Genomic DNA, 23,496 nt, shown 5'->3' with positions numbered 1-23,496 from the left:
GCAATGCTCAACACAAAAGCACAGAACGAACGCCCGGCATCGCATCTTTTCTACCAGTCGCGCCTGCGCAGGCCGCTGGTGGATCGTGCCGAAGGTATCTACATCTGGGATCAGGACGGACGCCGGGTCATCGACGGCTCTAGCGGCGCAATGGTGGTCAATATCGGCCACGGCAATCGCAACGTGCTCGACGCCATGAAAGAGCAGATGGATCGCGTCACCTTCGCTTATCGTCTGCACTTCGAAAATGAACCGGCGGAAGATCTGGCGCGCATGGCCGCCGAGCGTATGCCGGAAGGTCTGGACAAGATATTCTTTGTTTCCGGTGGTTCGGAAGCGGTGGAATCCTGTATCAAGCTTGCCCGCCAATGGGCGGTTGCAACCGGGCAGGGCACGCGCTGGAAAGTAATTTCGCGTTTTCCATCTTATCACGGCGGCACGCTTGGCGCTCTGGCTGTCACCGGCTATGCGGCCTTAAGCGAGCCTTTCGCACCCATCATGCGCGAAATGCCGAAAGTCCTGGCACCGACCGCCTATCTCGACCGTGACAATCTCACGATGGAACAGCGCGGCCAGAAATATGCTGACATGCTGGAGGAGAAGATTCAGGAAGAAGGTCCTGAAAGCGTGCTCGCCTTCATCATGGAGCCGATCGGCGGAGCGTCGACCGGCGCGCTGGTCGCGCCCGACAGTTACTATCCGCGTATCCGTGAAATCTGCGACCGCTATGGCATCCTGCTGATCCATGACGAGGTGATGAGCGGCGCCGGACGCACCGGCAAGTTTCTGGGCGGCGACCACTGGAACTGCAAGCCTGATCTCATCGCGCTTTCGAAGGGTTTCGCCTCGGGTTATTGCCCGCTTGGCGCAATGGCGGCGCCCGGACGCATCGTGCAGCCGGTTCTGGATGCTGGCGGTTTCCTGCACGGCTTCACGTATGCAGGCAATCCGCTGGCTTGCACGGCAGGCAAGGCGGTGCTTCAGGAGATTGATCGTCTCGATCTGGTCGGCAATGCCGCCCGTATGGGCGATGCGCTGAAGGGCGAGCTGGAAGGATTGGCGAAGCGCTTCCCGTTCGTCGGTGATGTGCGCGGCAAGGGGTTATTGCTGGCAGCCGAATTCGTGTCCGATCCCGAGACCATGAAGCCGTTGCCGAAGGAACTGAATGCCCATCAGCGCATGGTGGATCTTGCGTATGAGCGCGGGCTCATCATCTATTCGCGCCGCACGCGCGGCGGTGTTGAAGGCGATCATTTCCTCGTTTGTCCGCCGATGGTCGTAAGTCAAGAACAAGTTGGCGAGATCACCGCGATCCTTGGCGATACGCTTGAGGTTCTGTCGCGTGAACTCAAGCTGCCCGTGAACGCTTAAGGAAACCGGATCATGACCGACAAAAAGAAAACACAGCGCAAGGTGATCATCACCTGCGCAGTGACGGGCTCCGTGCACACTCCAACTATGTCGCCGCATTTGCCGGTTACGCCGGAGGAGATCGCCAGTGAAGCCATCGCGGCGGCGGAAGCGGGCGCATCTATTCTGCACCTCCATGCTCGCGATCCCCATGACGGCAGACCATCCGCCAATCCGGATCTGTTCATGCAGTTCCTGCCGCGCATCAAGCAGTCGACCGCGGCGGTGGTGAATATTTCCACCGGCGGCTCGTCATTGATGACGCTGGATGATCGTCTGGCCGCGCCGCTCAAGGCGCAACCGGAAATGTGCTCTCTCAATATGGGCTCGATGAATTTCGCGCTGTTTCCAGCCCTCGACAAGCCACGCGAGTGGAAGCACGCCTGGGAACCCGAGCTATTGGAGGCGACGCGTCATTCGATCTTCAAGAACACCTTCGCGGATATGGAAGGCATTCTGACCAGTCTCGGTCAGGGCTGCGGTACACGCTTCGAGTTCGAATGCTATGATGTCGGGCATCTCTATTCACTGGCTTATTTTCGCGACCGTGGGCTGGTTACCGGTCATCTGTTCATCCAGTTCGTCTTCGGTATTCTGGGCGGCATCGGCGCAGACCCGGAAAACCTCATGCATATGAAACGCATCGCCGACAAGCTTTTCGGGGACGACTATTCCTTCTCGGTTCTGGCAGGAGGCAGGCACCAGATTCCAATGATCACAATGGCGGCGGCCATGGGCGGCAATGTGCGTGTCGGCCTGGAAGACAGCCTCTACGACGGACGGGGAAAGCTGGCCAGCAGCAATGCCGATCAGGTTCGGCGCATCCGCAGCATCCTTGACGGCCTGTCGCTGGAAGTTGCCACGCCCGACGAGGCGCGCGACTATTTGGGGCTGAAGGGTGGAGACAGGGTGGCGTTCTGATGCCAAAGATTGAATTGGGTGGCAAAGCGGGCGTTGTGATCCGGCTTGCCGAACCTTCCGATGCCGAACGAATTCACGAGGCAATCCGCGCAATGGGTGCGGGGCTGGGTGCTGCGGGCAAAGTCTCCAGCACGGTGGAAGATTTTCGCCGCCATGGCTTCGGTCCCAACGCGGCTTTTACCAGCCTGATCGCCGAGGTGGACGAGGCATTTGCGGGGCTGGCGCTTTTCTTCCCGATCTTCTCGACATGGCTCGGAAAGCCCGGTGTCTTTGTGCAGGACCTCTATGTCGATCAGGCGTTTCGCGGTCGTGGTGTGGGCGAGGTTCTTCTGCGCCATGTCGCTTCCTGGTCGACAGCACGCGGCGGCGTCTATCTGCGGCTGGCGGTGGATCGGGACAATGTTGCCGCGCAGCGCTTTTACCAACGGCTGGGTATCGGCTGGATCGAAGCCGATCTCGATCATGGCGCTTATGGCGAGGATTTCGCCCGTCTGGCGCGTATCAATGCAAATTAGGGAGCAGTCATGAAAGCCTTCTACGCTGTTGAGCAAACGCTTCACGATCCGAAAGCCTTTCTTTCCAGCGGCGCGCCGAAGCCTAACCCCGAGCAGCCGGAGCGCGTCGAACGTCTGCTCTTTGGCGCAAAGGCTGCGGGCTGCGAGATTATCCGTCCGCAAAATCATGGTCTTGGCCCGATCGCTGCCGTGCACACACCGGAATATCTGGAGTTCCTGCAGCATATCTATCCGCGTTGGCGGCGCATCGAGGAAGCTTCGGAAGAAGTCATCCCGAACATTCATCCGTTGGCGCGTGACGGTCGTTATCCGGCATCTGCCGTCGGGCAGGTCGGCTATCACATGGCCGATACCGCTTGCCCGATAGCTGAACACACATGGGAAAGCGTGTGCTGGAGTGCCTGGAGCGCGATTGACGCCGCCAATGCATTGCTTGCGGGCGAGGTCGCGGCCTATGCGCTCTGCCGCCCACCGGGGCATCATGCCTTTGCCGATGTTTCAGGCGGCTTTTGCTTCGTCAACAATTCGGCGGTTGCCGCTCAGCATCTACGCTCGAAGACCGAACGCGTGGCAATCCTCGATGTCGATCTGCATCATGGCAATGGAACGCAAGGCATCTTCTACGCTCGTCCCGATGTGCTGACAGTTTCGATCCACGCCGATCCGCTGCGCTTCTATCCGTTCTTCTGGGGCCATGCCGATGAACGCGGTGAAGGCGCTGGGCTCGGGTACAATCTCAATCTGCCCCTACCGCGCAAATCCGGCGATGCCGAGTTCCTTGCATCACTCGATACGGCTTTCCGCCGTATCGAAGCTTTCGCGCCAGATGCGCTGGTGGTGGCGCTTGGTCTTGATCCGTTCGAAGGCGATCCTTTCGGCGGATTGTCGGTCACCACCGGTGGCTTTGGACGCATTGCGGAAGCAATCGCAAAGCTTCGTCTGCCAACTGTAATCGTGCAGGAAGGCGGTTATCTTTGCGATGCTCTGGGTGATAATCTCACCGCTTTTCTGGGTGGCTATCAGTCGGTGGCGCGATGAGCGGTCTTGTGACTTTTATAGGCGTCGTACATCCGTGGATGTGCGACGTCATGGGACATATGAATGTTCGGCATTATGCCGGGATGTTCGATGATGCGAGCTTTCAGCTCTTGGGCCACATTGCCGGGAAAATTCCGGATGAGAGTTTCGGTTGGGCGGATGTGCGCTCGACAACGGACTATAAAAAGGAAATGCCAGCCGGAGACTTGCTGACGATCCGCTCACAGGTGTTGAAGGTCGGACGTTCATCAATCACGTTTCGCCAGACAATGGCTGGTTCGCTTGATGGAGAACTGCGCGCCATCAATGAGACAACGTCCGTCTGTTTCGACAAGATTGCGCGACACTCACTTGAACTTGAGCCAGCAATGCGAATGCGAGCGGAAAGGCTCATGTAGGGCCACAATCTGATCGGCTAGCCGCAGGCATGATCTGCTGCCAAATGGCCGCTAACTCCGCTCATAACGCATAAGCGGACGGTCAGCGTCCGGCCCCAAATGTGACGTCTAGCCTAGAAACGTTATTAAGTAATTCAGACAGATAGCATTCGCATTTTAAGATCGTAGGTTCACATCCCATCAAGGCGTTTTGTGATTGTGTTCGGCACAGTGATAAAGGCGATTCTTGACAGGAATCCGCAGTCCTTGAGAATGAAGCACTTCCGACAATTTCTAAGCTTTCCTGATGCTTCGCGCTTTCGATTAGTAGGTTACCCAGTATTCCCAGTTCAGAAGATTTTGGTTTAACGACACCACAACAGTAGCTTTCCGCCAGACTTTAGGTATGCAAAATCGGCATACCGATCAGCGTACTTTCGATTTCTGCTTTCGAGGTGCGGCTCATATAATGATGTATCATTCATCAATATGTCAAAAAATCCAAGAGGACACGATTATATGGCGTATGTAACTGCAGAAATTCGAGCTTCGAAAGTATATCATGGATATGATGAGGATCGGAAAGCTGTCATCGATGATCTTGGCGCGGGAGGATTTGTAACAAAACTCATAAAGGTTTCCAGAATTTTGTCGGTTACCGAAGATTATATTTTTATTGAGTGTCCTCACAACACCGTTCAGACGTGGGAGTATAAGGGAACGCTGGAGGATTTCAGGTTGAAACTGCGTCAGGCGGGGGTCGCGGCGGAATGAGTGCTTCTCCTGCACGTGGGGTTTGAAAAATGAAAATTGTGTCCGTCAACGTTTACTATGTGCGCGGACAGGGCCTGAAGCCCGTTCTGGTGAAAATTCAGACGGATGAAGGCATATCCGGATTAGGTGAGGCCGCCATTTCCTATGGAAGCGGTGGCACAGCTGTTGCGGGTATGATTAAAGATCTGAGCGAACGGTTTTTGCTGGGGGCTAATCCGCTGTCCATCAATCGGATCGTTTCGGACATGTACGACCAGGCGTTCTGGTTAAAGAACCCCGGCGGAATTGCTTGTGCCGGGATGAGCGCCATGGAACAGGCGCTGTGGGATATTCGCGCCAGAGCGTTGAATGTGCCAGTATATGAACTCTTTGGCGGAAAAATTCGCGATGAACTGAACTACTATGCGAATGGCTGGTATTTTGGAGCGACATCCAACTCAGACCTGATTAGAAAAGCTGCCGACGCTGTTGACGACGGACATTATGCCCTGAAGTTCTATCCGTTGGCGCAGATACAGCCAAATGGAACATTGCGGCATCCAAATGGTCGATACTCTGACAATCGTGACGCCGTCACCGCTGGAATCGAACGCGTGCGCGACGTACGAAAGGCGATCGGTTCCGATATCAGGCTTATGCTTGATTTCGGTGGCGGCATTTCTATCGCAGATACCATGCGGTTTTGTGAGCGTATCAAAGAATATGATATCGAGTTTGTGGAGGAAATCACCGATCCCGGCGACCTCGGTGCGTTGTCTCAAGTCGCTTCGTCGATTGATATTCCGATTGCGACTGGAGAGCGGCACTATCTCAGACAAGGTTTTCGCGATCTTCTTGAGAGACGTGCGATCAGTATATTGCAGCCCGATATTGGCAATGCGGGTGGTTTCGCGGAAGTCCATAAAATATCAGCGATGGCTGACGCCTATGGTTTGAAGGTGCAGCCGCATGTGTGCGGAAGTTCTATCGCAGCCAACATCGCGACCCACATGAGCGCCTGTTTGCCCAATTTTTATGTTCAAGAACATTTCCCATATTGGGCTAACATACCCGGATATATTGAAGTGGCTACCGTGCCCTTCGAGGAAACGGTCAGGAACGGACGCCTTCCGATCTCAGAACACATTGGGTTTGGAGTCGAGCTGCATGAGGATGTAATGAAGGAACATCTTTGGGCTGTTATCCGATAAAGGCCGTTACTTCATACTGACGGGTGAACTGCAATCTAACATCGCTATTGTCTGCTATTTCGTTTGCCCTTGGCACTGTTGTAGGCGAGTGTGTGCCACAACTGAAGTGCTGGGATTAAATTTGATGAAAAAGCCAGGGAAACAAAACTGGGAAGTAGGGATGAACCTCATCTACTTTTCAGCCTTCCGGGCAGTGATGCTAACTGGAACGGTAAGCGCCGCTGCTGAACTTATTGGGCGAAGTCAACCCGCCGTCAGTCGGCTTCTGAATAAGCTTGAAACCGAGTTGGGTGTCACCTTGTTTGAGCGCAGAAAAGGGTTGATCACGCCGACATCGGTTGCCCACCTTCTTCTGGATGAAATCGATAGAGCGTATACATCTCTCGATTCTTTGCGAAATTTTGCGGCAACTGTTGCCGAAGGTGAAACCAGCCGTATAACCGCGGCTGTAATGCCCGCCCTTGGGATAAGTTTCATGCCCCAGGCGCTAAAGAAGTTTAAAGATAGCTGGCCTCAAACACGTGTGCAGCTGAATATACGGCTTTCTGCCAAGATCGAAGAATGGGCGGCGTCCCAACAGCTGGATTTTGGTCTTGCTGAACTCCCATTCCGCAGATCTGGCTTTCAAACAGAAGTTTTCAGCGATGCCGCTTATATTGCTGCGGTTCCACGTGACCACCATCTCGCGAGCCACGAAAAAATTGAACCACCGGATCTTCGAAACGTACCATTTGTATCATTTGCATCATTCACTGCAGCTGGCCCGATTATTGCGCAGGCATTCCGCGCTGCAGGTGAAAAACTAGACCCAGCTTATGAAACAACGATTTCCGCTGCGGCATATGAATTTGCCAAAATTGGCTTGGGGGTCGCGCTTATAGACCCTTACACGGCCATTCACCAACTTGATGATCGGGTAACGCTGGTGCCATTCCTGCCTAAAATACCGTTCAACGTGGCGCTTCTTCGCCCTTATTCCCGTCCACAAAGCCGCGTATCGGAAGCGCTTCTGGACCTTCTTTTCAGCGAGCGAGACGCAGTGTTGGCGAAGTTGCCGCACTTTTGACGGATAGGAATCTTTAAGTTGCCAGACTTCCGGGGTCTCAATCCATTATGCATTTACTGCATAATGGAGGCCAATTTTTCTATTTTGAGCATTCCGAATTAGCTGCTGTACTCGCCCGACGCCGAGGAAGGAAGCAGTTAAATGAATATGGAGGCCGCACGGGACGAAAGTTATGATGTGATTGTCATTGGCGGCGGTATCAACGGTACCAGCGCAGTCCGCGAACTCTGCGCCGCTGGGTATAAGGCCTTGCTTGTTGAAAAGGGTGATTTCGCAAACGGCGCGTCGAGCAGATCGTCCAGGATACTCCACTGCGGTCTCAGATATTTTGAGACGAGACATCCGGTCCGCACGTTCGCATCCTCGCCTCTGAAGTTGAAGAACGCGATTTCCATGGCGCGCGCCGCTATGAATGCGCGGGAAGAACTGGTGCGTCTCCAACCAATGCGATGCAAGCCTTTCAAAATGTGCTTTCCTTTATACGAAGCGGATGATCTGCGTGGATGGCACCTGGACATTGGGCTTTCGCTCTTGAAGCGTCTTGGATCGGGTCGACTCCCGCTGAAGTACCAACGGCACAAGCGCAACTTTGATAGCTCAGTGCCTTTGGCAAAGGACCTTCGAGATCGGAAACAACTGAAGTCGATAGCGACTTACCGCGAATACATCATGGACTGGCCCGATAGGCTTTGCGTCGATGCGGCCATCGAAGCAGAAAAGCTCGGCGCTGATGTCCGCTTGTTCACCAATGCGAGCATCAGAGAAAAAAACTCTGATGGGCTGTGGCGGGTCGATCTTAGCTCTGCAGATCGTGAAATGAGCAGCGTGTTCGCACCTATCATTCTCAATCTTGCCGGAACTTGGATCGATGACGTTCTACAGGGGGTGTCCGGGGAGGGGAATGATCGTCTGATTCACGGGACGAAAGGCGCGCATATAGTCGTTCGTCTTCCGGATTATTATCGTGGTCATGGGGTTGCGGCGCTTAACCGATTGGGAATGCCGATTTATTGTCTGCCGTTCAAGGAGGACCTTTATCATATTGGCCCGACCGAAACCTATTTCGAAGGCGACGCTAGTAGCGTTAGGGCCGATGACGTCGATATTGAGTTTCTACTCGATGAAATCAATTTTCTTCTCCCTACTCTCAAACTGACGAAACAGAACGTCGAATTTACCTGGGCCGGTGTGCGGCCGTTGACCTTCAATCCCAAAAATCCTGACGGCGACAGAGTTCGGCAAATCCATGATTTGAAGGGCAAAGGTCATTCGGGAATTTTCGCGATGACCGCCGGACCGGTTATGAGCCATATGAGTGCAGGAAGGGAGCTGCTGGCAACGGTAGATGCAAACATTCCGATGCGGCCTGATCGGCAAAGAAGGCTATTGCAGCAGACGAATACACCGTTGACAACCGATGAAGGCACGTTGTCGTTTCGGCATTATGTCTCGCGAGAACATGCCCAGGATCTGAAAGGTATCTTCTATACCCGTAGCGGCATAGGTTGGGGGCGGCACATAGACCGAGCCACTGCAACTGATGCGGCCAGTGAAATCGCGGATTTGCTAGGATGGGAGCCAGAGCAGATCGAGCGCGAAGTAGACAAGTTTCTTCAATACCAACGGGAAATTCACCGTTCGGGAGAACCTGCAAAATCCTAACGAAACAAAAAAGAGGAGTGAACTGAAATGGGTATGCGCAGACATCAAAATCTTGCTTTGGTGGCAGTTTCCACGCTTACTATGGCGATTTCGCTTTTTGCAAGCCAGGCTCGTGCTGATGGCGAGCGATTGAAGGAAATCCTGGAACGCGGCACTCTCCGTGTTGGTTTGCAAGGGGCTTTCAAGCCCTGGTCTTTCCCAGGTGCGGATGGCAATCTTCAAGGTATCGAAGTTGATCTCGCCAAGAGCGTCTCGGATGCGCTGGGTGTCAAACTAGAGCCCGTCATTATAACATCTGCGAACCGCATGCAGTTCCTCCAACAGAACCGGATCGATCTGATTGTCGGCGGTATGTATGATACTGCGGAACGTCGTAAGGTCATCGGCATTATTGAACCCGCTTACTGGGCCTCGGGGCCGACCTTGCTTGCCAAGAAGGGTGTCATCAAAAGCTGGGACGACATTGCTGGAAAGCCGGTGTGCGGAAAGCAGGGAAACTACTATAATCAACAAGTCGAACGGCAACTGAAAGCAAAGTTGATTGCATTTACCGGAAATTCCGAAGGTAAGGAAGCGCTGCGCGCCGGACGTTGCATTGCCTGGGTCTACGATGATGTCAGCATCATGGCTGATCTCGAGACACCAGAGTGGCAAGATTACGAAATGCCTGTTCAGGCCCTCTATAATAATCCGTGGGCTGCTGCTGTCCCGCTTGAAGAGCGCGATAAGGGCTGGGGCGCATTCATGGCGGGTATGGCATATCGCTGGCAAGCTGATGGTACGCTGATTGAACTCGCCAAGAAATGGAATGTCGCACCGTCTGATTGGTTCACCGAGCAGAATAAGAAGCTCTATTGGGATACCGCTTATCTCGAGCCGAAAGAGTAAGGCCGGTGCTTTCTGATCAGCAGTAGCTCGGAGTGAAGATGATCGAACATATATCAAGTTTCTTCCGCAATCTGAACGAGACTGCGGGCTTGAACTTTATCGTCTTCTATGACGACTACGAGTTCAGCCGCTTTCTCGAAGGGGCGTTGATTTCCCTGCGGCTTATGGCGTTTTCCATCTTGCTGTCGCTGGTGATCGGCGTGTTGGGAGCTTGGGCACAAACGTCAAAAAGCGCGATAATTCGCGTGGCGGTTGATGCCTATATCCAGGCGTTTCGAAATACACCTCCGCTGATCCAGCTTTTGTTCTTCTACTTCGGCCTGGGCGCGTTCACGCCAGCCGTGGACATGGGGGGATATTACGAGCCCATTATCTCTTCTTTTGGTTGGGCTGTAATCTCGCTTGGTATCTTTGGGGGGGCGTTCAACGTCGAGATATTTCGGGCCGGCCTGGAAGCCGTTCCTGAAACGACAAAAGAAGCCGCTGAAAGCCTCAGCTTTTCGAGCTGGCAAATCTATATGTATGTGACACTTCCACTGGCGTTTCGCATTAGCCTGCCAGCTTTGACGAATAACCTGGTGAGTTTGGCCAAAACAACCTCGCTTGCTTATGTTATCGCCGTTCCAGAAATGACCTATGTCCTCAATCAGGTTTGGTCGGACAACATCAACGTGCCTGAGATGATCCTCGTGCTTTTTGTGTTCTATGTCGCGGTCGTGAGTATTCTCGCCTGGGGCCTCCACGCTCTCGAACGCCGTTTGGCATTACCGGGGTATGGACATGAATAAGCGCGCTTTCACAATCGTTCCTTCGCACTACGGCGTAACGGCATTCTCTACCGCTCTGTCGTTGCGATACGGAATTGTTCTCGTTGCAATGTTTTTCGGATCATTGTGTGTTGCTTATGCGCAAACAATGAGTGCCGGAACGCCGACCGCAGTCGAGACACTTTTCGGGTGGGTTCCATTTATCTTGCGTGGCTTTTTGCTGAACCTCTATATGAGTTTTTTAGCGATGGCTTTGGCGACGGTTCTCGGAATTCTGCTCGGTCTCATGCAGATCAGCTTGTTCTGGCCGGTAAGAGCCATTGCGCGCTTGGTGACGCATCTCCTGAGAAACTCGCCTTGGCTCGTTATTCTCTTCATCGCCATGTATATGATGCCAGAGGATTTTCGTCTTCCGGGCGGGATTGTGATACCGTTTCCTGGCTGGATGAAAGCAACCGTCGCTTTTGCGCTGCCCGTCATGGGCAACATAAGCGAGATCGTCCGTGGCGCGGTTCGTTCCATTCCGTCGGGGCAGTGGGAATCGGCCGAAAGTCTTGGCTTTACCCGTGTTCAGACACTTTGGAACATCATATTGCCACAGAGCTTCCGGCGTTCAATACCCCCATGGATGAACTGGTATGCGCTACTCACGCTCTCCACTCCGATGGCCTCTATTTTCAGCGTCAGAGAGTCTGTTGCCAACGCACAGGCTGCAATGGAAGCGTCGGGCGGACGACCGGAATTTCTCTTTCCGTTCTATCTGTTCCTTCTCTGTCTGTTCTTTGCGTACATCTATCCAATCGCACTTCTGACAAGGAAACTGGAGAAAAGATATGCTGCATAATGAGATTATCGATGCACCCCCTCTGGTTTCTCTAAAGGATGTGCACAAGGCGTATGGCGATCTGGAAGTTATTAAAGGGATAAGTCTTGATGTTCGCAAGGGCGAGGTGATCTGCATCATCGGTCCGTCGGGTTCGGGCAAATCGACTCTCATACGTTGTATCAATGGCCTAAGCCCAGTGCAGAAGGGCTCGATAATCGTCGCCGGGCAGGAGGTGAACGATCCCAAGCTCGACAAGCTCGCATTGAGGCGAAAGGTGGGAATAGTCTTTCAGCAGTACAATCTGTTTCCGCATAAGACGGTTTTGCAGAACGTCATGATGGCGCCGATCAAGGTCCTGCGTGAACCAAAACAGGAAGTTGAGGAACGGGCGCGTGCTCTGATTGCAAAAGTCAAACTTACTGGTAAGGAAAACCAGTATCCCGGCCAGCTGTCAGGTGGTCAGCAGCAGCGCGTTGCCATCGCGCGAAGCCTGGCCATGCGTCCTGACGTTATGCTTTTCGATGAAGTTACCGCAGCGCTCGATCCTGAAACCGTCAAGGAAGTATTGGCGACGATAAAGGAACTCGCGTCCGACGGGATGACCTGCATTCTGGTTACTCATGAAATGGGCTTCGCACGCGAAGTGGCCGACCACATCTACTTCACGGATCGAGGTGTGATCGTCGAGCATGCTCCACCGAAAGAGTTCTTTACCTCAGCCAAGGATCCTCGGACCCAACAGTTCTTAAGTCAGATATTCTAGCCGAATTACGACACGACAATCATCAGTAGCATCAGGAACATGCCAGGCCGAGCGCCAGGTATGAACGGGTTTCTATAAACCAAAAGGAAAAGCTATGTACCAGCAAGCCACCAACGGTGTCAAAAATGACCCACTGCTGCAGCCGCTGAAAATCAAGCATCTTGAACTTCGCAATCGCATCATGAGCACCAGCCACGCGTGTGGTTTGGAGATCAGCGGGCTACCGCTTGAAGCCTATCAGCGGTATCATGAAGAAAAGGCCAAGGGTGGAATAGCCCTGTCGATGTTCGGTGGATCCTCCAATATCGATATCGACTCCCCGAATGTCTTTCGGCAACTGAATGTTGGAACAGATGACATCATCCCACATTTTCAGCAGTTTGCCGAGCGTATGCATCGCCACGGCGCTGCACTCATGTGTCAGATAACCCATCTCGGTCGACGCGGCGAAAGTTATGGTGGCGATAGGCTGGCGATGATTGCACCGTCCCCTCTCCGGGAGACGCTTCATCGCAACATCCCCAGAGAGATGGACGACCATGATATTAATCGCGTTGTGAAGGCATTTGCCGCTGCGGCGGTACGATGCAAGGAGGGAGGGCTGGATGGCATCGAGACGCATGCCGGCGGTCACATGATCGGGCAGTTCCTGTCACCGATTTCCAATCGCAGAACTGATCGCTTTGGCGGTTCGCTCGAAAACCGAATGCGGTTTCCGCTGATGGTGCATGAGGCAATCAGAAAGGCCGTCGGTGATGATTTTGTCGTTGGTATCCGCATGGCAGTGGATGAGGGGCCCGATGGCGGCATGGGTTTTGAGGAATCTCTGAAAGTTGCGCAAGCACTTCGCGATATTGGCGGCATTGATTTTTTCAATGCGATTTATGGCATGATGGACACGACCCGTGGTCTGGCTGAGGACGCTATGCCAGGAATGGGATCGCCACTTGCGCCCTGGGTCGAGCCGGTCGGACGCTTCCGGCAGGAGCTCGATATTCCGGTATTTCATGCCGCACGTATTTCCGACGCTGCTTCCGCCCGATACGCTATCCGTGAAGGCAAAATGGATATGTCGGGCATGACCAGAGCGCAGATCGCTGATCCATACCTTGCAAGTAAAATAGCATCGGGACGGGAAAACGAAATCCGGCCATGCGTAGGTGCTACACATTGCCAGTCGCCGCATCGTCCTGCGTGCCTCCATAATCCGGCAACGGGCAGAGAAACGGTCCTGCCTCAGGTCTTTACAAAAACCGACAGCGGCAAACGTAGGGTCATCGTGGTCGGCGGAGGGCCCGCAGGCCTTGAGGCAGCCAGAATATGTGCGGAACGGGGTCATGAGGTTTCGTTGTTTGAAGCGGCACCCGATTTCGGCGGTCAGCTTCTTCTTGGCGCGAAGGGATCGTGGCGCGGTGACCTCATCGGTATCGTCGAGTGGCGGGTGGCTGAACTCAATCGTCTTGGTGTGTCGCTACAAACGAATGCCTATCTTGATGAAAATGAAATCCTGGCACTGAATCCAGATGTCGTCTTGCTAGCAACGGGCGGCATGCCGCAAATTGATCTTCTGCATGGCGGTGATCTATGCGTTTCTACCTGGGATATCCTGGCTGGTCAGTCCAGACTATCAGGTGAAGTTCTTGTCGTTGATGGTACCGGACGACATCCAGCCCCCTTGGCGGTCGAGAAGGCCGTTGGTGCAGGAGCCAGGGTACAATTCGTAACGATTGATGCCCAAATCTGTGAAGAACTGACTTATGCCGAACGGGTACGCTGGAAAAAACTATTTTTGAAATTCGGCCTGTATCCCAAAACTGAAACACGTTTGACGGCAGTCGACCGCCAGGACAACCGCCTGATCGCAACTCTTGTGAACGACATTACCCGGGAAACAGAAACAGTTGTGGTCGATCATGTTGTTGTGGAGCAGGGGAGTATTCCGTCCAACGAAGTTTTTGAAGCGCTTCGATCCAGTTCTTCAAACGACGGTGTGACCGACCTGCAGGCCATGGTTGATGCCAGACCGCAGCCCAACCACGAAAGACCTGGATTTGAACTTCACAGAATAGGAGATGCTCTGGCCAGCAGAAACATTCACTCCGCGATGTTGGATGCAATTAGAATATGCAGCTCGCTTTGAAAACTTTGGGAGCACACTCAGCGTCCGAATTTATCCAGCAGCTGATACCATGCGGCTACTGTACGGACAGCCGGCGCTCTCATAGAGAAAAATGGGATGTCTTCCGGTTTCTGGCGCCGCATCAGCGCCAGATCGGGCTTTTGGCCTTGCAAAAGATCAATCACGTAGCGTCCGAGAAGACTCGACATCGCGATTCCTGTTCCATTGTAGCCAAGCGAGAACCCGATATCCTTGTCGATCAACCCAATCTGCGGAAGACTGTTCATCGTCATAGCGACAAGCCCCGACCATTCATTGGCGATCCTGCAGTCTTTCAGCTGCGGGAAGATTTCAAACATTGCTCTCTCAAGGGTCGCGTAGGCGGCTGCCGAGTCATTTCTGCCAAATGCGCCCCTGCCGCCGAAAAGCAAGCAGTCCCCGCCTCGTCGAAACCAACGCATCATTCTCCGCGTCTCGCTGTAGCTCCGATTCTTGCAAAGAATTTCATCAAAAACAGAACTGGGCAACGCTTCCGTCGAGATGATCGCACTCCGGAACGGTATGATCGTCTTACGCACATTGCTGGTAGCGGTCGTGATGTCGGAATAGGCATTCGTTGCGATCAGAATCTGTTTGCAACTGATCGATCCGGTTTTGGTACAAACGAGTTTTGTCGAACCGTGTTTCACAATGCGAAGAGCGGGACTATTCTCATAAATGAGGCCTCCGGCCAGAAGCACGGCATTGGCCAAACCCCGACAGTAACAAAGAGGATGAATGGTGCCAGCGTGAGAGTTCAAAACTCCTCCGTAAAAGCGCGTACTTCCGGTCTCTGTCGCAACTTCACTAGCTCCAAGCACTGCGATGCTCGTATCGCCGAACATGTCCCTGATCGTCTTCGCTTCTTCCACGAGCGCCACGAATGCGGTCTCGTTATGCGCACAGCGAATGTTCCCGGTTTTCGTCAGTTTCGCTTCCCGGATCTGAAACCGCTCGACATAGCTTTCAACGCAATCCATCGCTTCGTGACCGAGCACGTTCATGCGTTGAGCGATTTGCCGACCGTGAGTTTGCGCCATGGCGCTTAACGATACACGATACTTCGTCGATACCACGCCGCCGTTTCTTCCAGAGGCGCCGAAGCCGACTTCTTCTGCTTCGAGAACAACTGGTTTCAAACCAAGTTCAATCGCTCTTATGGCTGCAGAAAGGCCGGTATACCCACCTCCGATGATGACGACATCGGCGGAAATGTCGTCCTCCAATGCTTTGCAGTTCAGAGGTGGCGTTGCGGTCTCGCGCCACAAAGATCGAGGCAGATTGAGTTTTCGCATCTGGAAAATACCTGAGTTTACCTACAAGTTATTTTCTCTCGCTTTCGACAGCATCGGCGAGTTCTCGCAAGGTCGAAAAATGGAAATCCGGCACCGTGACTTCTTTGGGAACGGGTGTTCCACCGAAGCCCTTGAGGCCCTTTCGACGCTCGATCCAGCAGACCTTGTACCCGAGCTCCTTAGCGACGCCAATATCGTGATACTGGCTCTGGGCAACATGCAGGATTTCATCTTGCTTGAAACCAAATGCCGATTGGCGCCCAAGATTGTAGGAAAAGAAGCGTGGATCCGGTTTTGGATACTTGGCGTCGTCAGCAGTGACGCTGTCGTGAAACGGGTTGCCGAGTTTGTTCGAATTGGCGCTGAAGCCGACACGATCATAGTTGGTCATCGCAACCAGTCTAAAATGCCTACGCAATCGTCTGAGCGCTTCAGCGGAATCCTCGAATGCGGGAAAATCAAAAAAGTGGCTGTGGAATTTGTCACCTGCGGCGCTGTCGCCGGACAGTCCAAGTTCCTTCGCAGCGTAGAGATAAACGTCGCGCATGACCTCACTTGCGCGGCCAGGAAATTTCTCTCTTGCTTTCAGATAGGGCTGGAAAATCTGATCATCACTCAGCCTCTTCGCGGCCTCTCCGCCTGCGACGCGGAAACCATCCAGAATACCCTTCTCGAAGTCGATGCAGGTTCCGACGATATCAAAAGTCAGAACTTTAAAATTTTCGAAGGCCATGAAAGTTGTCTCTCCTGTTCCGGGCAAAAGCCAGTTGTCGGGCTACAGTGGGATGCTTTTGGTCCTTCTATCAATTCCAATAATAATCACCTCTGGGGTTACATTTTCTAATGTCACATATTCGACGACTCCTTCCCTCGCTCAACGCACTCGTCGCCTTTGAAGCGGCAGTCCGATGCGGAACATTTGCAAACGCGGCACGTGAGCTTGGAGTTACAAGTCCCGCAGTCAGCCGCACCATCGGGCGTCTGGAGCTTCATCTTGGAATGCAGCTTTTCAAGCGTACGCCGACGGGAGCAGAACTAACGGAACATGGAGGTGATCTTTTTGCGGAAGTCTCGAAGAGCTTTTCAAACATTGAACGTGTTTTGGCTGGACTAAGACAAAATGCGCAAACGAAGCGACGTACAGTGCGAATATCAGTCTCGGGGGCTTTCGCTACGCATTGGTTTATGCCGCGGATGAACCAATTCCAGGCGCTGTTTCCTGATGTAGACATTCAGTGGCAACTGATCATTGGGCCGCTCGATTGTCCGGTTAACGACGCCGATATCGCGATGCGGTTCGACCCGAAGGTGGATGACCGGTATCGAATTTTTCCACTTATGCCAGAGTTTCTGTTGCCAGTGCGATCTCCGGTTTTCGATTTCAATTCGACACAGTCCCAATCGGGTTTGAATCAGGTGATTACTCTTAGTGGGTCTCAGTTCAGATGGGCAGATTTGTATTCCGTTGATGCGCTGAAAGAGATAGCCCGTGAACTTCAATTCTCGGATTACAATGTCGTTGTACAGGCCGCGCTGATGGGACAAGGCAACGCAATCGGCTGGTTAAGTGTGGTGTCGACCCTGCTAGCCAACGGCTCGCTTGTTCCATCGCATCCTGTTGTCGTTTCAACAGGCCGACGCTGTGATCTGGTGACTTCGATCAAGCCGGATGAATGGATCATTCGCGATATTTGCGACTGGATTATCGATGAATATCGACGGGATGTGAATGAGATAAATAAGACATATGAAGGGCTGATCGACGAATTCTGAGATTTGCTCCGGTAGCGGCAATCCTGATTTTGCTGTCAAATTGAGCAAAAAATCGCGGCGTGTTTCTATCCAAAGCGCGTATGATGTGATCTTGACTGCCAATCAGGTCAAGCCAAGCAGTTCTTTCTTCCAAACTTTTTTCGCATGTTTTCATCATTAACGATGACGGAATGAAGTAGGGATGCCAAATTCCTCCATGAATTTGTCGTTTCTAACAAGCTTTTGCTTTGCTCCCTAACTCTGATCAGAAGTCCCGCATGGTCTTACCACAACCGCGCTGTCCTGCAATAATTCAAGGCGTAGGAGCGCTGCCTTGCAGATTAGCCGCTTTGATTGGAGAGGAGCGACAATCAAATGCCCGGTCGCGGCGTGGCGCATGACTTCGATCGGCACGCCGTAAATCACCTGCACCCCGCTTGGGCTCCATCACACCGGCGGGTCTTGTTTGGGCAATGAGGAGCGACCACTGTGCAGCGCGAAGATGGAATCGCAGAAGCGCGCTGCCATGACGGTGCGATGCCGTTCAATTCAATGGCTTTCTCCACCTTCGCTCGGTCGGTTTCGCCAAAGCGGTTTCATGTCCGCTTGGAAAATGCTCCGGCGAACATTCTGTCACGGGTATCTCACTAATTCACGATTTTCGTGAGCCTGGGAAAAGCAAATCGACAACCTTGGCAGCCGTCGGTTGCGGTTCATGGTTGGTAAGGCCCGGACGCTCGTGGGCTCCGATGAAGACATAATCTGGCTTTCCGGGCTGCTTGACCATAAAATCGATCCCGATAACGGGGATGCCGATTGTCTTCGCTGCCTGGTGAACAGGAGCAGTCACGCAGTGGGACGTACCGACGCCATCTGTTAAAACGATTTAAACAGGCTGGAGAAGGCCACTCAGATGGAATGTCAGCCGAGAGCGCACCTGTTCCCAGCCGTCAAATTATACCGTTCAAAAGCCCCAGGTCGTCAACAGGGACCTATCACGCACTTTCATCGGAACGAGAGGGCTATCACTGCCATCCAAATGGATGGAGACAGTGGAGCACAAGGCTATGTGAACTAATCTTGCTCGTGGATGATCCAAAACTTCTGCAGATCGGTAGGATTGCTCCACGCGGCGATAGCGTCGGGACGAATAAGGAAAATGTCCCCTGCCGCAAACGTCACGCTTCCTTCGTCAGGGTTGGACAAGGTAACCTCGCCGTTGCGCAGCATCATCAGTTCGGAAAAGGAATAGGTGATAGGATGGCGAGCATAAGGCGTAGTAGCCCAAATCCCCCAGGAAAGTGGATCGTCACTCTGGAATTCGTGACGATGGGTCGTAGGAGCGGGCGTTGTGAGCAGCGTTGCATTGGGCGCGCCACCGGGGACCATGGGATGGTCAAGGTCGAGTTTGGTGAATGACACTGGCGCGGTCCCCTGATGAATCGTGAGGATTACGCAATCGGCCGCCTGTGCCTTCCATGCAAAACTGGACGCGGGTAGGCTCGCGGCCTCACCCTTGGCCAGCACGATTTCGAAACCGTTACTGTCCACGAGCGATAAAGAGCCCTTACGAACCATTACAATAGAGGGGAACAGGCTTTTTGTCCCTTTTCCTTCTCCTGAAAGAACAGCGCGTCCGACGCCGAAGGGTTCAGTAGACTGTCCATTCAAAGTGAGGGCTTGGAAAGCTGCTTCCAAATCCGCGGCGCAAGAGGGCGCAATTCCCAGATTGATTACGTTTTTCAACAAGTTCAGTGCTTTCTGCAGAGGGTTTATTTCGATGCGAATCCAAGACTGTCCTTGACCCAATACCAGCGGATGCCAACATCCATGACGGGTTTGCGGATCGCGTGCCAGGAAAGGCGCGGTATCTGCGTGGTGGGATAAACCATGGGGCGGCCTTCGGCGATGTATTCGGCATACATCTTGCCAAAAGCGGTCGCCATCGCTACGCCTCGGCCGTTATAGCCAAGCATTGCGTGCAAACCTGGAGCGGGATTGTGAAGATGAGGCAGGCCATCCATCGTTAGCGCCACATGACCGGACCAGTGATAGTCGATGCCAATGCCATCCAGTTGCGGAAACAGCCTCACCATTCCGGCCTTCAGCGCTTCCATGAGTGCCTTCTTTTCGTTCATTCCCACGGCGCCGCGTCCGCCAATGAGAAAACGCCCGTCTACTGATTGACGCATATAAAAAGCAATCTTGCGCGTTTCGGAAAGTACCACACCCCCCGGCATGATTTCCCCGCGTTGCTTTTCTGAAAGGGGCTCTGTCGCGATCAGCATGCTTTGCACAGGAAGAATGCTTTGGGCGAGACCCGGCACGAGTTTGTCGGTGTAGGCGTTGGTTGCGACGAGGGCCTCTCTCGCGCGAATTGCTCCACGCGCCGTCCGTGTGACCCAATCGCCGTTTTCGTGCGTGAGAGACGTGACGGACGAATCTTCAAAAATCTGAACGCCGCGTGCCGAAGCGGCCCGCGCCAGCCCTCGGGCATAATCCAGCGGTTGTAAGGCGCCGGCGCGTGGATCACGCCATCCACCGAAATAGCGCTCCGTGCCGGAAAGTCTGGCAATCTGCTCGCGGTCCAATATCTCGACTTCGACGCCTTGCGCCTGCCATTGTCGGGCACGCTTGTGAACGGCAGCGGTTGCAAGCTGAGAATGTGCGGCCTGAATCCATCCGGCGCGAACGGGCGAGCATAGGATAGCGTGTTCGCGCACAAGGCTAAAGACAAGATCGGCTGCGCCGCCTACAAGATCGATCATGCGCTTGCCATGTTCGAGCCCATAGGTCGCAATAAGATCTTCCGGATCGTGCTTCAAGCCGGGGATCACCTGTCCGCCATTACGTCCAGATGCACCGAAGCCGACATGACGCGCCTCAAGGACCACGACCGTCTTGCCACGCTCGGCAAGGAACAATGCGCTTGAAAGACCCGTAAAGCCGCCGCCGATAATAACGACGTCCGCATCGTGTACGCCGTTCAGTTTGGGATGGTTCGGCTTTGCTTCGCCAGCTGCGTTCCACCAGAGCGAGCGCGAGAAGCTCTCAGGACTGCTTGCCATTTTCATCTTTCTCCAGCGTTTTTTGGCCTGCCAGGTGATTTCACTCGGGTTTGTTCACCCAGAGAACGAAAGCTTCCGCTTCACTATTATTGAAGAATCTGTGGCGGGTCGTTGAAGGCAGGGCAAATCCGTCACCTGCCGAAAGCAGATATTGAGCATCTTCAATCTGCAACGTGAAACTGCCCGAAATGACGTACCCCAGCTCCTCGCCGGAATGGGTATAGCACTCCTCACCAGAACTCCCGCCCGGAACGATCCGCACCGCGAAGGATTTCATGGTTTCAATGAGTTCTGGCGAGGCGCGATGCTTGATGACACCGCCGCCGTTCAACACTTCGGGCTGTTCGCCCGCCCGCAACACATAGGGATTGGCGCGCGCGGCTGCTGCGAACCCCTGCGGGTCAATGAGCTGCGCCGGACTCATGGAGAGCACATCGGCAATCGTGTAAAGGGTGCGCACAGTTGGCGACACCAGGCCGCGTTCAATCTGAGACAGCGCCCCTGTCGACAGGCCAGACACTTCCGACAGATAGCCAAGAGTGAGGCCCAGTGCCTGCCTGCGCGTACGGATACGTACTCCGATATCCCCCGCATCGTTCGGTGTGGGTTCGCTGATAGGGGCGATCCGCGATATCTCTGCCTTGTTCACTTTTGGCATCTTTTAATGGCTCTCGCTACGAACTTGAATGAATCGGGGTTGATTAGTGTTTAGTATTCTGCTTCATAATCTCCAGGGATTCAATAAACTAAAAAGAAAATCCATCCAGAACATGGAGGGGACATGTCAGAAATGGCTCACAAGGATACGCCCTACTGGTGGGAGGCCGCCCCGCCGCGCAGCGTCGGACAGCGTGCCATCGAGCCGGACTGCGATGTAGCCATAGTTGGCGCCGGTTATGCGGGCCTTTGCGCTGCACTTTATCTGGCGAGAGCCGGGCGCAAGGTTCAGGTTTTCGAGCGGGAACAACTCGGCTTCGGAGCTTCCAGTCGCAATGGCGGGTTTACCAGCGGCAATATTCGTCCCGATGACAAAACACTGATCCGCAAATTCGGTATGGAACGGGCGGTAAAGATTGCTTCTGAAGGCCATGAAGCACGCCGCTTCATGATCGATTTCCTGGCAAAGGAAGGTGTTGATGCGGATTTCAGGCTTGTGGGCCGATTCAGCGGAGCGATGACGCGCGCAGAATATGACGCCATGGCTCGAAGCGCCGAAGCTATCCAGCGAGCAACCGGTGTCGAATCCTATGCGGTTCCTTTTAGCGAGGTTCACCAGCATATCGCGACCGACCTCTATGCAGGGGGTAGCGTGCGCATGGATATTGGCGGCCTCCATCCAGCAAAGTTTCATTCAGAACTGGTACGGCTGGCGATTGCTGAAGGGGTATTGATCCACAGCGAATGTCGCGTGGAAGGCATCGATCAAGGAACTGGTAGAAAAACCGTAATAACTGCACGCGGTCGTGCTCGGGCGCGCGATGTCCTTGTTTGTACAAACGGATATACCGATCATTCGGACCGCTGGCTGCGTCAGCGATTGGTGCCGTTGCGTTCGCGAATAATCGCAACCGAGGATCTGGGCGAGGAACGTGTAAGCGAGTTGGTGCCAGGATTGAAAATGCTCACCGACACCCGGGCGATGACCTACTATTTCCGCCCATCACCGGATGGGCGACGCATCTTGTTTGGTGGCCGGGATGTTACGAGCCGCGGCGATCCAGATAGCGCTACGCAACGCAACTATAAAGAAATGTGCAAGATTTTTCCGCAGCTGGAAGGTGTCGGTATTTCGCATAGCTGGTTCGGCTATGTGGCCATGAATCGAGACATGGTTCCACGAATTTTTCAGCGTAGGGCAGTGCATTATGCAACAGGCTTCTGTGGTTCGGGTGTTGTCTGGGCGCCATGGCTCGGCTTCAAGGTCGCACAGAAAATATTAGGCGTTCCCAATAGCGCAAGCAGTTTTGACTTCCGTGCGCCGCAGTTTGTGCCGACCTGGCGTGGAAAAGCCTGGTTCATGCCGCTGGTTTTTGCCAGCCTTGAACGAAAGGATCGCAAGTTGGAAGCAACAGCATCCAATGAACGGGTGTTGAGAAACAGTGCCGGCTTCCAGGGTAGACGCAAGTGAGCAACGCCAACGCTGCCTACAACGGACTTCACTTTAACAAACGCGGGCTCAAAACCGCCGTTACGAGTAACAGGCTTATCGCTGCATTTAGGAAGGAGAATGCCATGCGTCTCAAGAAAATTTTCGGTTTGGCAGCTTTGGCGGTCGTCATATGTGCCGCGACGTCTGCCTTTGCTCAGGAAACAGTCAAAGTAGGTTCTTCACCTACCGGTTTGCCTTTTACCTTTGTGAACACGGAAACTAAGGCTATGGATGGCGTGTTGATCGATGTTGTCAAGGCCATCGAACCAGATATCGGTATCAAGGCGGAATTCGAGGCCGTGCAGTTTTCAGCGCTCGTGCCGTCGCTCACCGCGAACAAGATCGATATGATTGCTTCGGCAATGTTCATCACTGAAGAGCGCGCAAAAGTCGTGGACTTTTCCGATCCGGTCTATGGCTATGGTGAGGGCGTTTTCGTGCCGGTTTCCGATGACACGACTTACAAGACCTATGCGGATCTCAAGGGTAAGACCGTAGGCGTGCAGGTGGGGACCACCTTCGTCGACCTGTTCAAGAAGAGCGGCCTGTTCAGTGAGGTAAAGGTCTACAAAGGCATTCCCGATATCATTGCCGACGTGAATGCCGGGCGCATCGACGCTGGTTTCGGGGATGGACCGATGGCTGCCTATTACCTCTCTCAAGGCCGGTACCCCAAGGTGAAGATGGTCGAGAGTTATGAGGCTTCGGCCGGTGGCGAATTCGGTCTGGCTCTGCGAAAAGGCGACGAACGTATGTCCAAAATCAATGCAGCTATCGCTCGCATCAAGTCGGACGGCACGCTTCAGAAAATTCTTGCGAAATACGGACTGAAATAATTCCGATGTGATCATGGGGATGATCCCCATGATCAAAATTT

General features: G+C 53.6%; 22 protein-coding genes and 1 pseudogene. 17 read left to right on the top strand and 6 right to left on the bottom strand.

The genetic code is table 11. The annotated features are described in order from the left end of the window. Positions 1-3 precede the first annotated feature (3 nt). From ABWW11_RS13890 to ABWW11_RS13825, 14 genes are all read left to right on the top strand, one after another. Positions 4-1,371: an aminotransferase family protein gene (locus tag ABWW11_RS13890; RefSeq protein ID WP_109365743.1), complete on the top strand. Its 1,368-nt coding sequence runs from the start codon at positions 4-6 to the stop codon at positions 1,369-1,371. A gap of 12 nt (positions 1,372-1,383) precedes the next feature. Beyond that, on the top strand, positions 1,384-2,331 hold the full coding sequence (gene kce / locus ABWW11_RS13885; RefSeq protein WP_109365744.1) for a 3,5-dioxohexanoate:acetyl-CoA acetone transferase: 948 nt from the start codon (positions 1,384-1,386) through the stop codon (positions 2,329-2,331). After that, complete coding sequence (locus ABWW11_RS13880; RefSeq protein ID WP_109365745.1) at positions 2,331-2,846, top strand: GNAT family N-acetyltransferase; 516 nt, start codon at positions 2,331-2,333, stop codon at positions 2,844-2,846. The genes kce and ABWW11_RS13880 overlap by 1 nt, the downstream gene beginning before the upstream one ends. Positions 2,847-2,855: 9 nt before the next feature. Continuing rightward, complete coding sequence (locus tag ABWW11_RS13875) at positions 2,856-3,884, top strand: histone deacetylase family protein (protein ID WP_109365746.1); 1,029 nt, start codon at positions 2,856-2,858, stop codon at positions 3,882-3,884. Next, positions 3,881-4,282: an acyl-CoA thioesterase gene (locus tag ABWW11_RS13870; protein WP_109365747.1), complete on the top strand. Its 402-nt coding sequence runs from the start codon at positions 3,881-3,883 to the stop codon at positions 4,280-4,282. The genes ABWW11_RS13875 and ABWW11_RS13870 overlap by 4 nt, the downstream gene beginning before the upstream one ends. A 498-nt stretch (positions 4,283-4,780) precedes the next feature. After that, positions 4,781-5,035: a hypothetical protein gene (locus ABWW11_RS13865; RefSeq protein ID WP_109365748.1), complete on the top strand. Its 255-nt coding sequence runs from the start codon at positions 4,781-4,783 to the stop codon at positions 5,033-5,035. Between the two features lie 29 nt (positions 5,036-5,064). Further along, the gene (locus ABWW11_RS13860) at positions 5,065-6,225 is read left to right on the top strand and encodes a mandelate racemase/muconate lactonizing enzyme family protein (protein WP_109365749.1); all 1,161 of its coding nucleotides are present in this window, start codon (positions 5,065-5,067) and stop codon (positions 6,223-6,225) included. A gap of 124 nt (positions 6,226-6,349) precedes the next feature. Then, entirely contained in the window at positions 6,350-7,291 is a 942-nt protein-coding gene (locus ABWW11_RS13855; RefSeq protein ID WP_244597021.1) for a LysR family transcriptional regulator, read from the top strand. Between the two features lie 141 nt (positions 7,292-7,432). Further along, a complete protein-coding gene (locus tag ABWW11_RS13850) occupies positions 7,433-8,953 on the top strand; it encodes an FAD-dependent oxidoreductase (RefSeq protein ID WP_319080258.1) in 1,521 nt (506 codons plus the stop codon). Between the two features lie 27 nt (positions 8,954-8,980). Beyond that, on the top strand, positions 8,981-9,841 hold the full coding sequence (locus ABWW11_RS13845) for a transporter substrate-binding domain-containing protein (protein WP_319080259.1): 861 nt from the start codon (positions 8,981-8,983) through the stop codon (positions 9,839-9,841). 38 nt (positions 9,842-9,879) lie between these two features. After that, positions 9,880-10,629 (top strand): amino acid ABC transporter permease, encoded by a 750-nt coding sequence (locus ABWW11_RS13840; RefSeq protein ID WP_319080260.1) that lies wholly within the window; start codon positions 9,880-9,882, stop codon positions 10,627-10,629. Further along, on the top strand, positions 10,622-11,452 hold the full coding sequence (locus ABWW11_RS13835; protein WP_319080261.1) for an amino acid ABC transporter permease: 831 nt from the start codon (positions 10,622-10,624) through the stop codon (positions 11,450-11,452). Before ABWW11_RS13840 ends, ABWW11_RS13835 begins: the two co-directional genes overlap by 8 nt. Further along, a complete protein-coding gene (locus ABWW11_RS13830; RefSeq protein ID WP_319080262.1) occupies positions 11,442-12,197 on the top strand; it encodes an amino acid ABC transporter ATP-binding protein in 756 nt (251 codons plus the stop codon). The genes ABWW11_RS13835 and ABWW11_RS13830 overlap by 11 nt, the downstream gene beginning before the upstream one ends. Before the next feature lie 94 nt (positions 12,198-12,291). Then, positions 12,292-14,337 carry an oxidoreductase gene (locus tag ABWW11_RS13825; protein ID WP_319080263.1) on the top strand — a complete coding sequence of 682 codons (2,046 nt, stop codon included), beginning with the start codon at positions 12,292-12,294 and terminating at the stop codon, positions 14,335-14,337. Between the two features lie 17 nt (positions 14,338-14,354). Here the strand turns inward: ABWW11_RS13825 and ABWW11_RS13820 are convergent, their stop codons facing one another. Together ABWW11_RS13820 and ABWW11_RS13815 are read right to left on the bottom strand one after the other, a co-directional pair. Further along, positions 14,355-15,650 (bottom strand): NAD(P)/FAD-dependent oxidoreductase, encoded by a 1,296-nt coding sequence (locus tag ABWW11_RS13820; protein ID WP_319080264.1) that lies wholly within the window; start codon positions 15,648-15,650, stop codon positions 14,355-14,357. Between the two features lie 28 nt (positions 15,651-15,678). Then, the gene (locus ABWW11_RS13815) at positions 15,679-16,383 is read right to left on the bottom strand and encodes an HAD-IA family hydrolase (protein ID WP_319080265.1); all 705 of its coding nucleotides are present in this window, start codon (positions 16,381-16,383) and stop codon (positions 15,679-15,681) included. A 110-nt stretch (positions 16,384-16,493) separates the two neighbouring features. Between ABWW11_RS13815 and ABWW11_RS13810 the strand changes: the two genes are divergently transcribed. Next, positions 16,494-17,423, top strand: a complete 930-nt coding sequence (locus ABWW11_RS13810; RefSeq protein WP_319080266.1) for a LysR family transcriptional regulator — start codon at positions 16,494-16,496, stop codon at positions 17,421-17,423. Positions 17,424-18,054: 631 nt separating this feature from the next. Here ABWW11_RS13810 and ABWW11_RS13805 read toward each other — a convergent pair. The 4 genes and pseudogenes from ABWW11_RS13805 to ABWW11_RS13790 all read right to left on the bottom strand — a co-directional run. Further along, positions 18,055-18,267: pseudogene (locus ABWW11_RS13805) on the bottom strand (N-acetylglutaminylglutamine synthetase); the annotation flags it as partial. Between the two features lie 209 nt (positions 18,268-18,476). Further along, complete coding sequence (locus ABWW11_RS13800) at positions 18,477-19,148, bottom strand: cupin domain-containing protein (RefSeq protein WP_319080267.1); 672 nt, start codon at positions 19,146-19,148, stop codon at positions 18,477-18,479. A gap of 26 nt (positions 19,149-19,174) precedes the next feature. Beyond that, entirely contained in the window at positions 19,175-20,470 is a 1,296-nt protein-coding gene (locus tag ABWW11_RS13795; RefSeq protein ID WP_319080268.1) for an NAD(P)/FAD-dependent oxidoreductase, read from the bottom strand. 40 nt (positions 20,471-20,510) lie between these two features. Beyond that, positions 20,511-21,128, bottom strand: a complete 618-nt coding sequence (locus ABWW11_RS13790; protein WP_319080269.1) for a cupin domain-containing protein — start codon at positions 21,126-21,128, stop codon at positions 20,511-20,513. Between the two features lie 132 nt (positions 21,129-21,260). Here ABWW11_RS13790 and ABWW11_RS13785 point away from each other — a divergent pair, with 132 nt between their 5' ends. Together ABWW11_RS13785 and ABWW11_RS13780 are read left to right on the top strand one after the other, a co-directional pair. Then, complete coding sequence (locus tag ABWW11_RS13785) at positions 21,261-22,598, top strand: NAD(P)/FAD-dependent oxidoreductase (protein ID WP_319080290.1); 1,338 nt, start codon at positions 21,261-21,263, stop codon at positions 22,596-22,598. A 104-nt stretch (positions 22,599-22,702) separates the two neighbouring features. Beyond that, positions 22,703-23,455 carry an ABC transporter substrate-binding protein gene (locus ABWW11_RS13780; RefSeq protein ID WP_319080291.1) on the top strand — a complete coding sequence of 251 codons (753 nt, stop codon included), beginning with the start codon at positions 22,703-22,705 and terminating at the stop codon, positions 23,453-23,455. Positions 23,456-23,496 lie beyond the last annotated feature (41 nt).

This window comes from Brucella sp. NBRC 113783, assembly GCF_040372265.1.
GTDB classification, from domain to species: Bacteria; Pseudomonadota; Alphaproteobacteria; order Rhizobiales; family Rhizobiaceae; genus Brucella; species Brucella teleogrylli.
The sequence above is the reverse complement of the archived record's forward strand: the minus strand, read 5'-3'. Positions and strand labels throughout refer to the sequence as shown.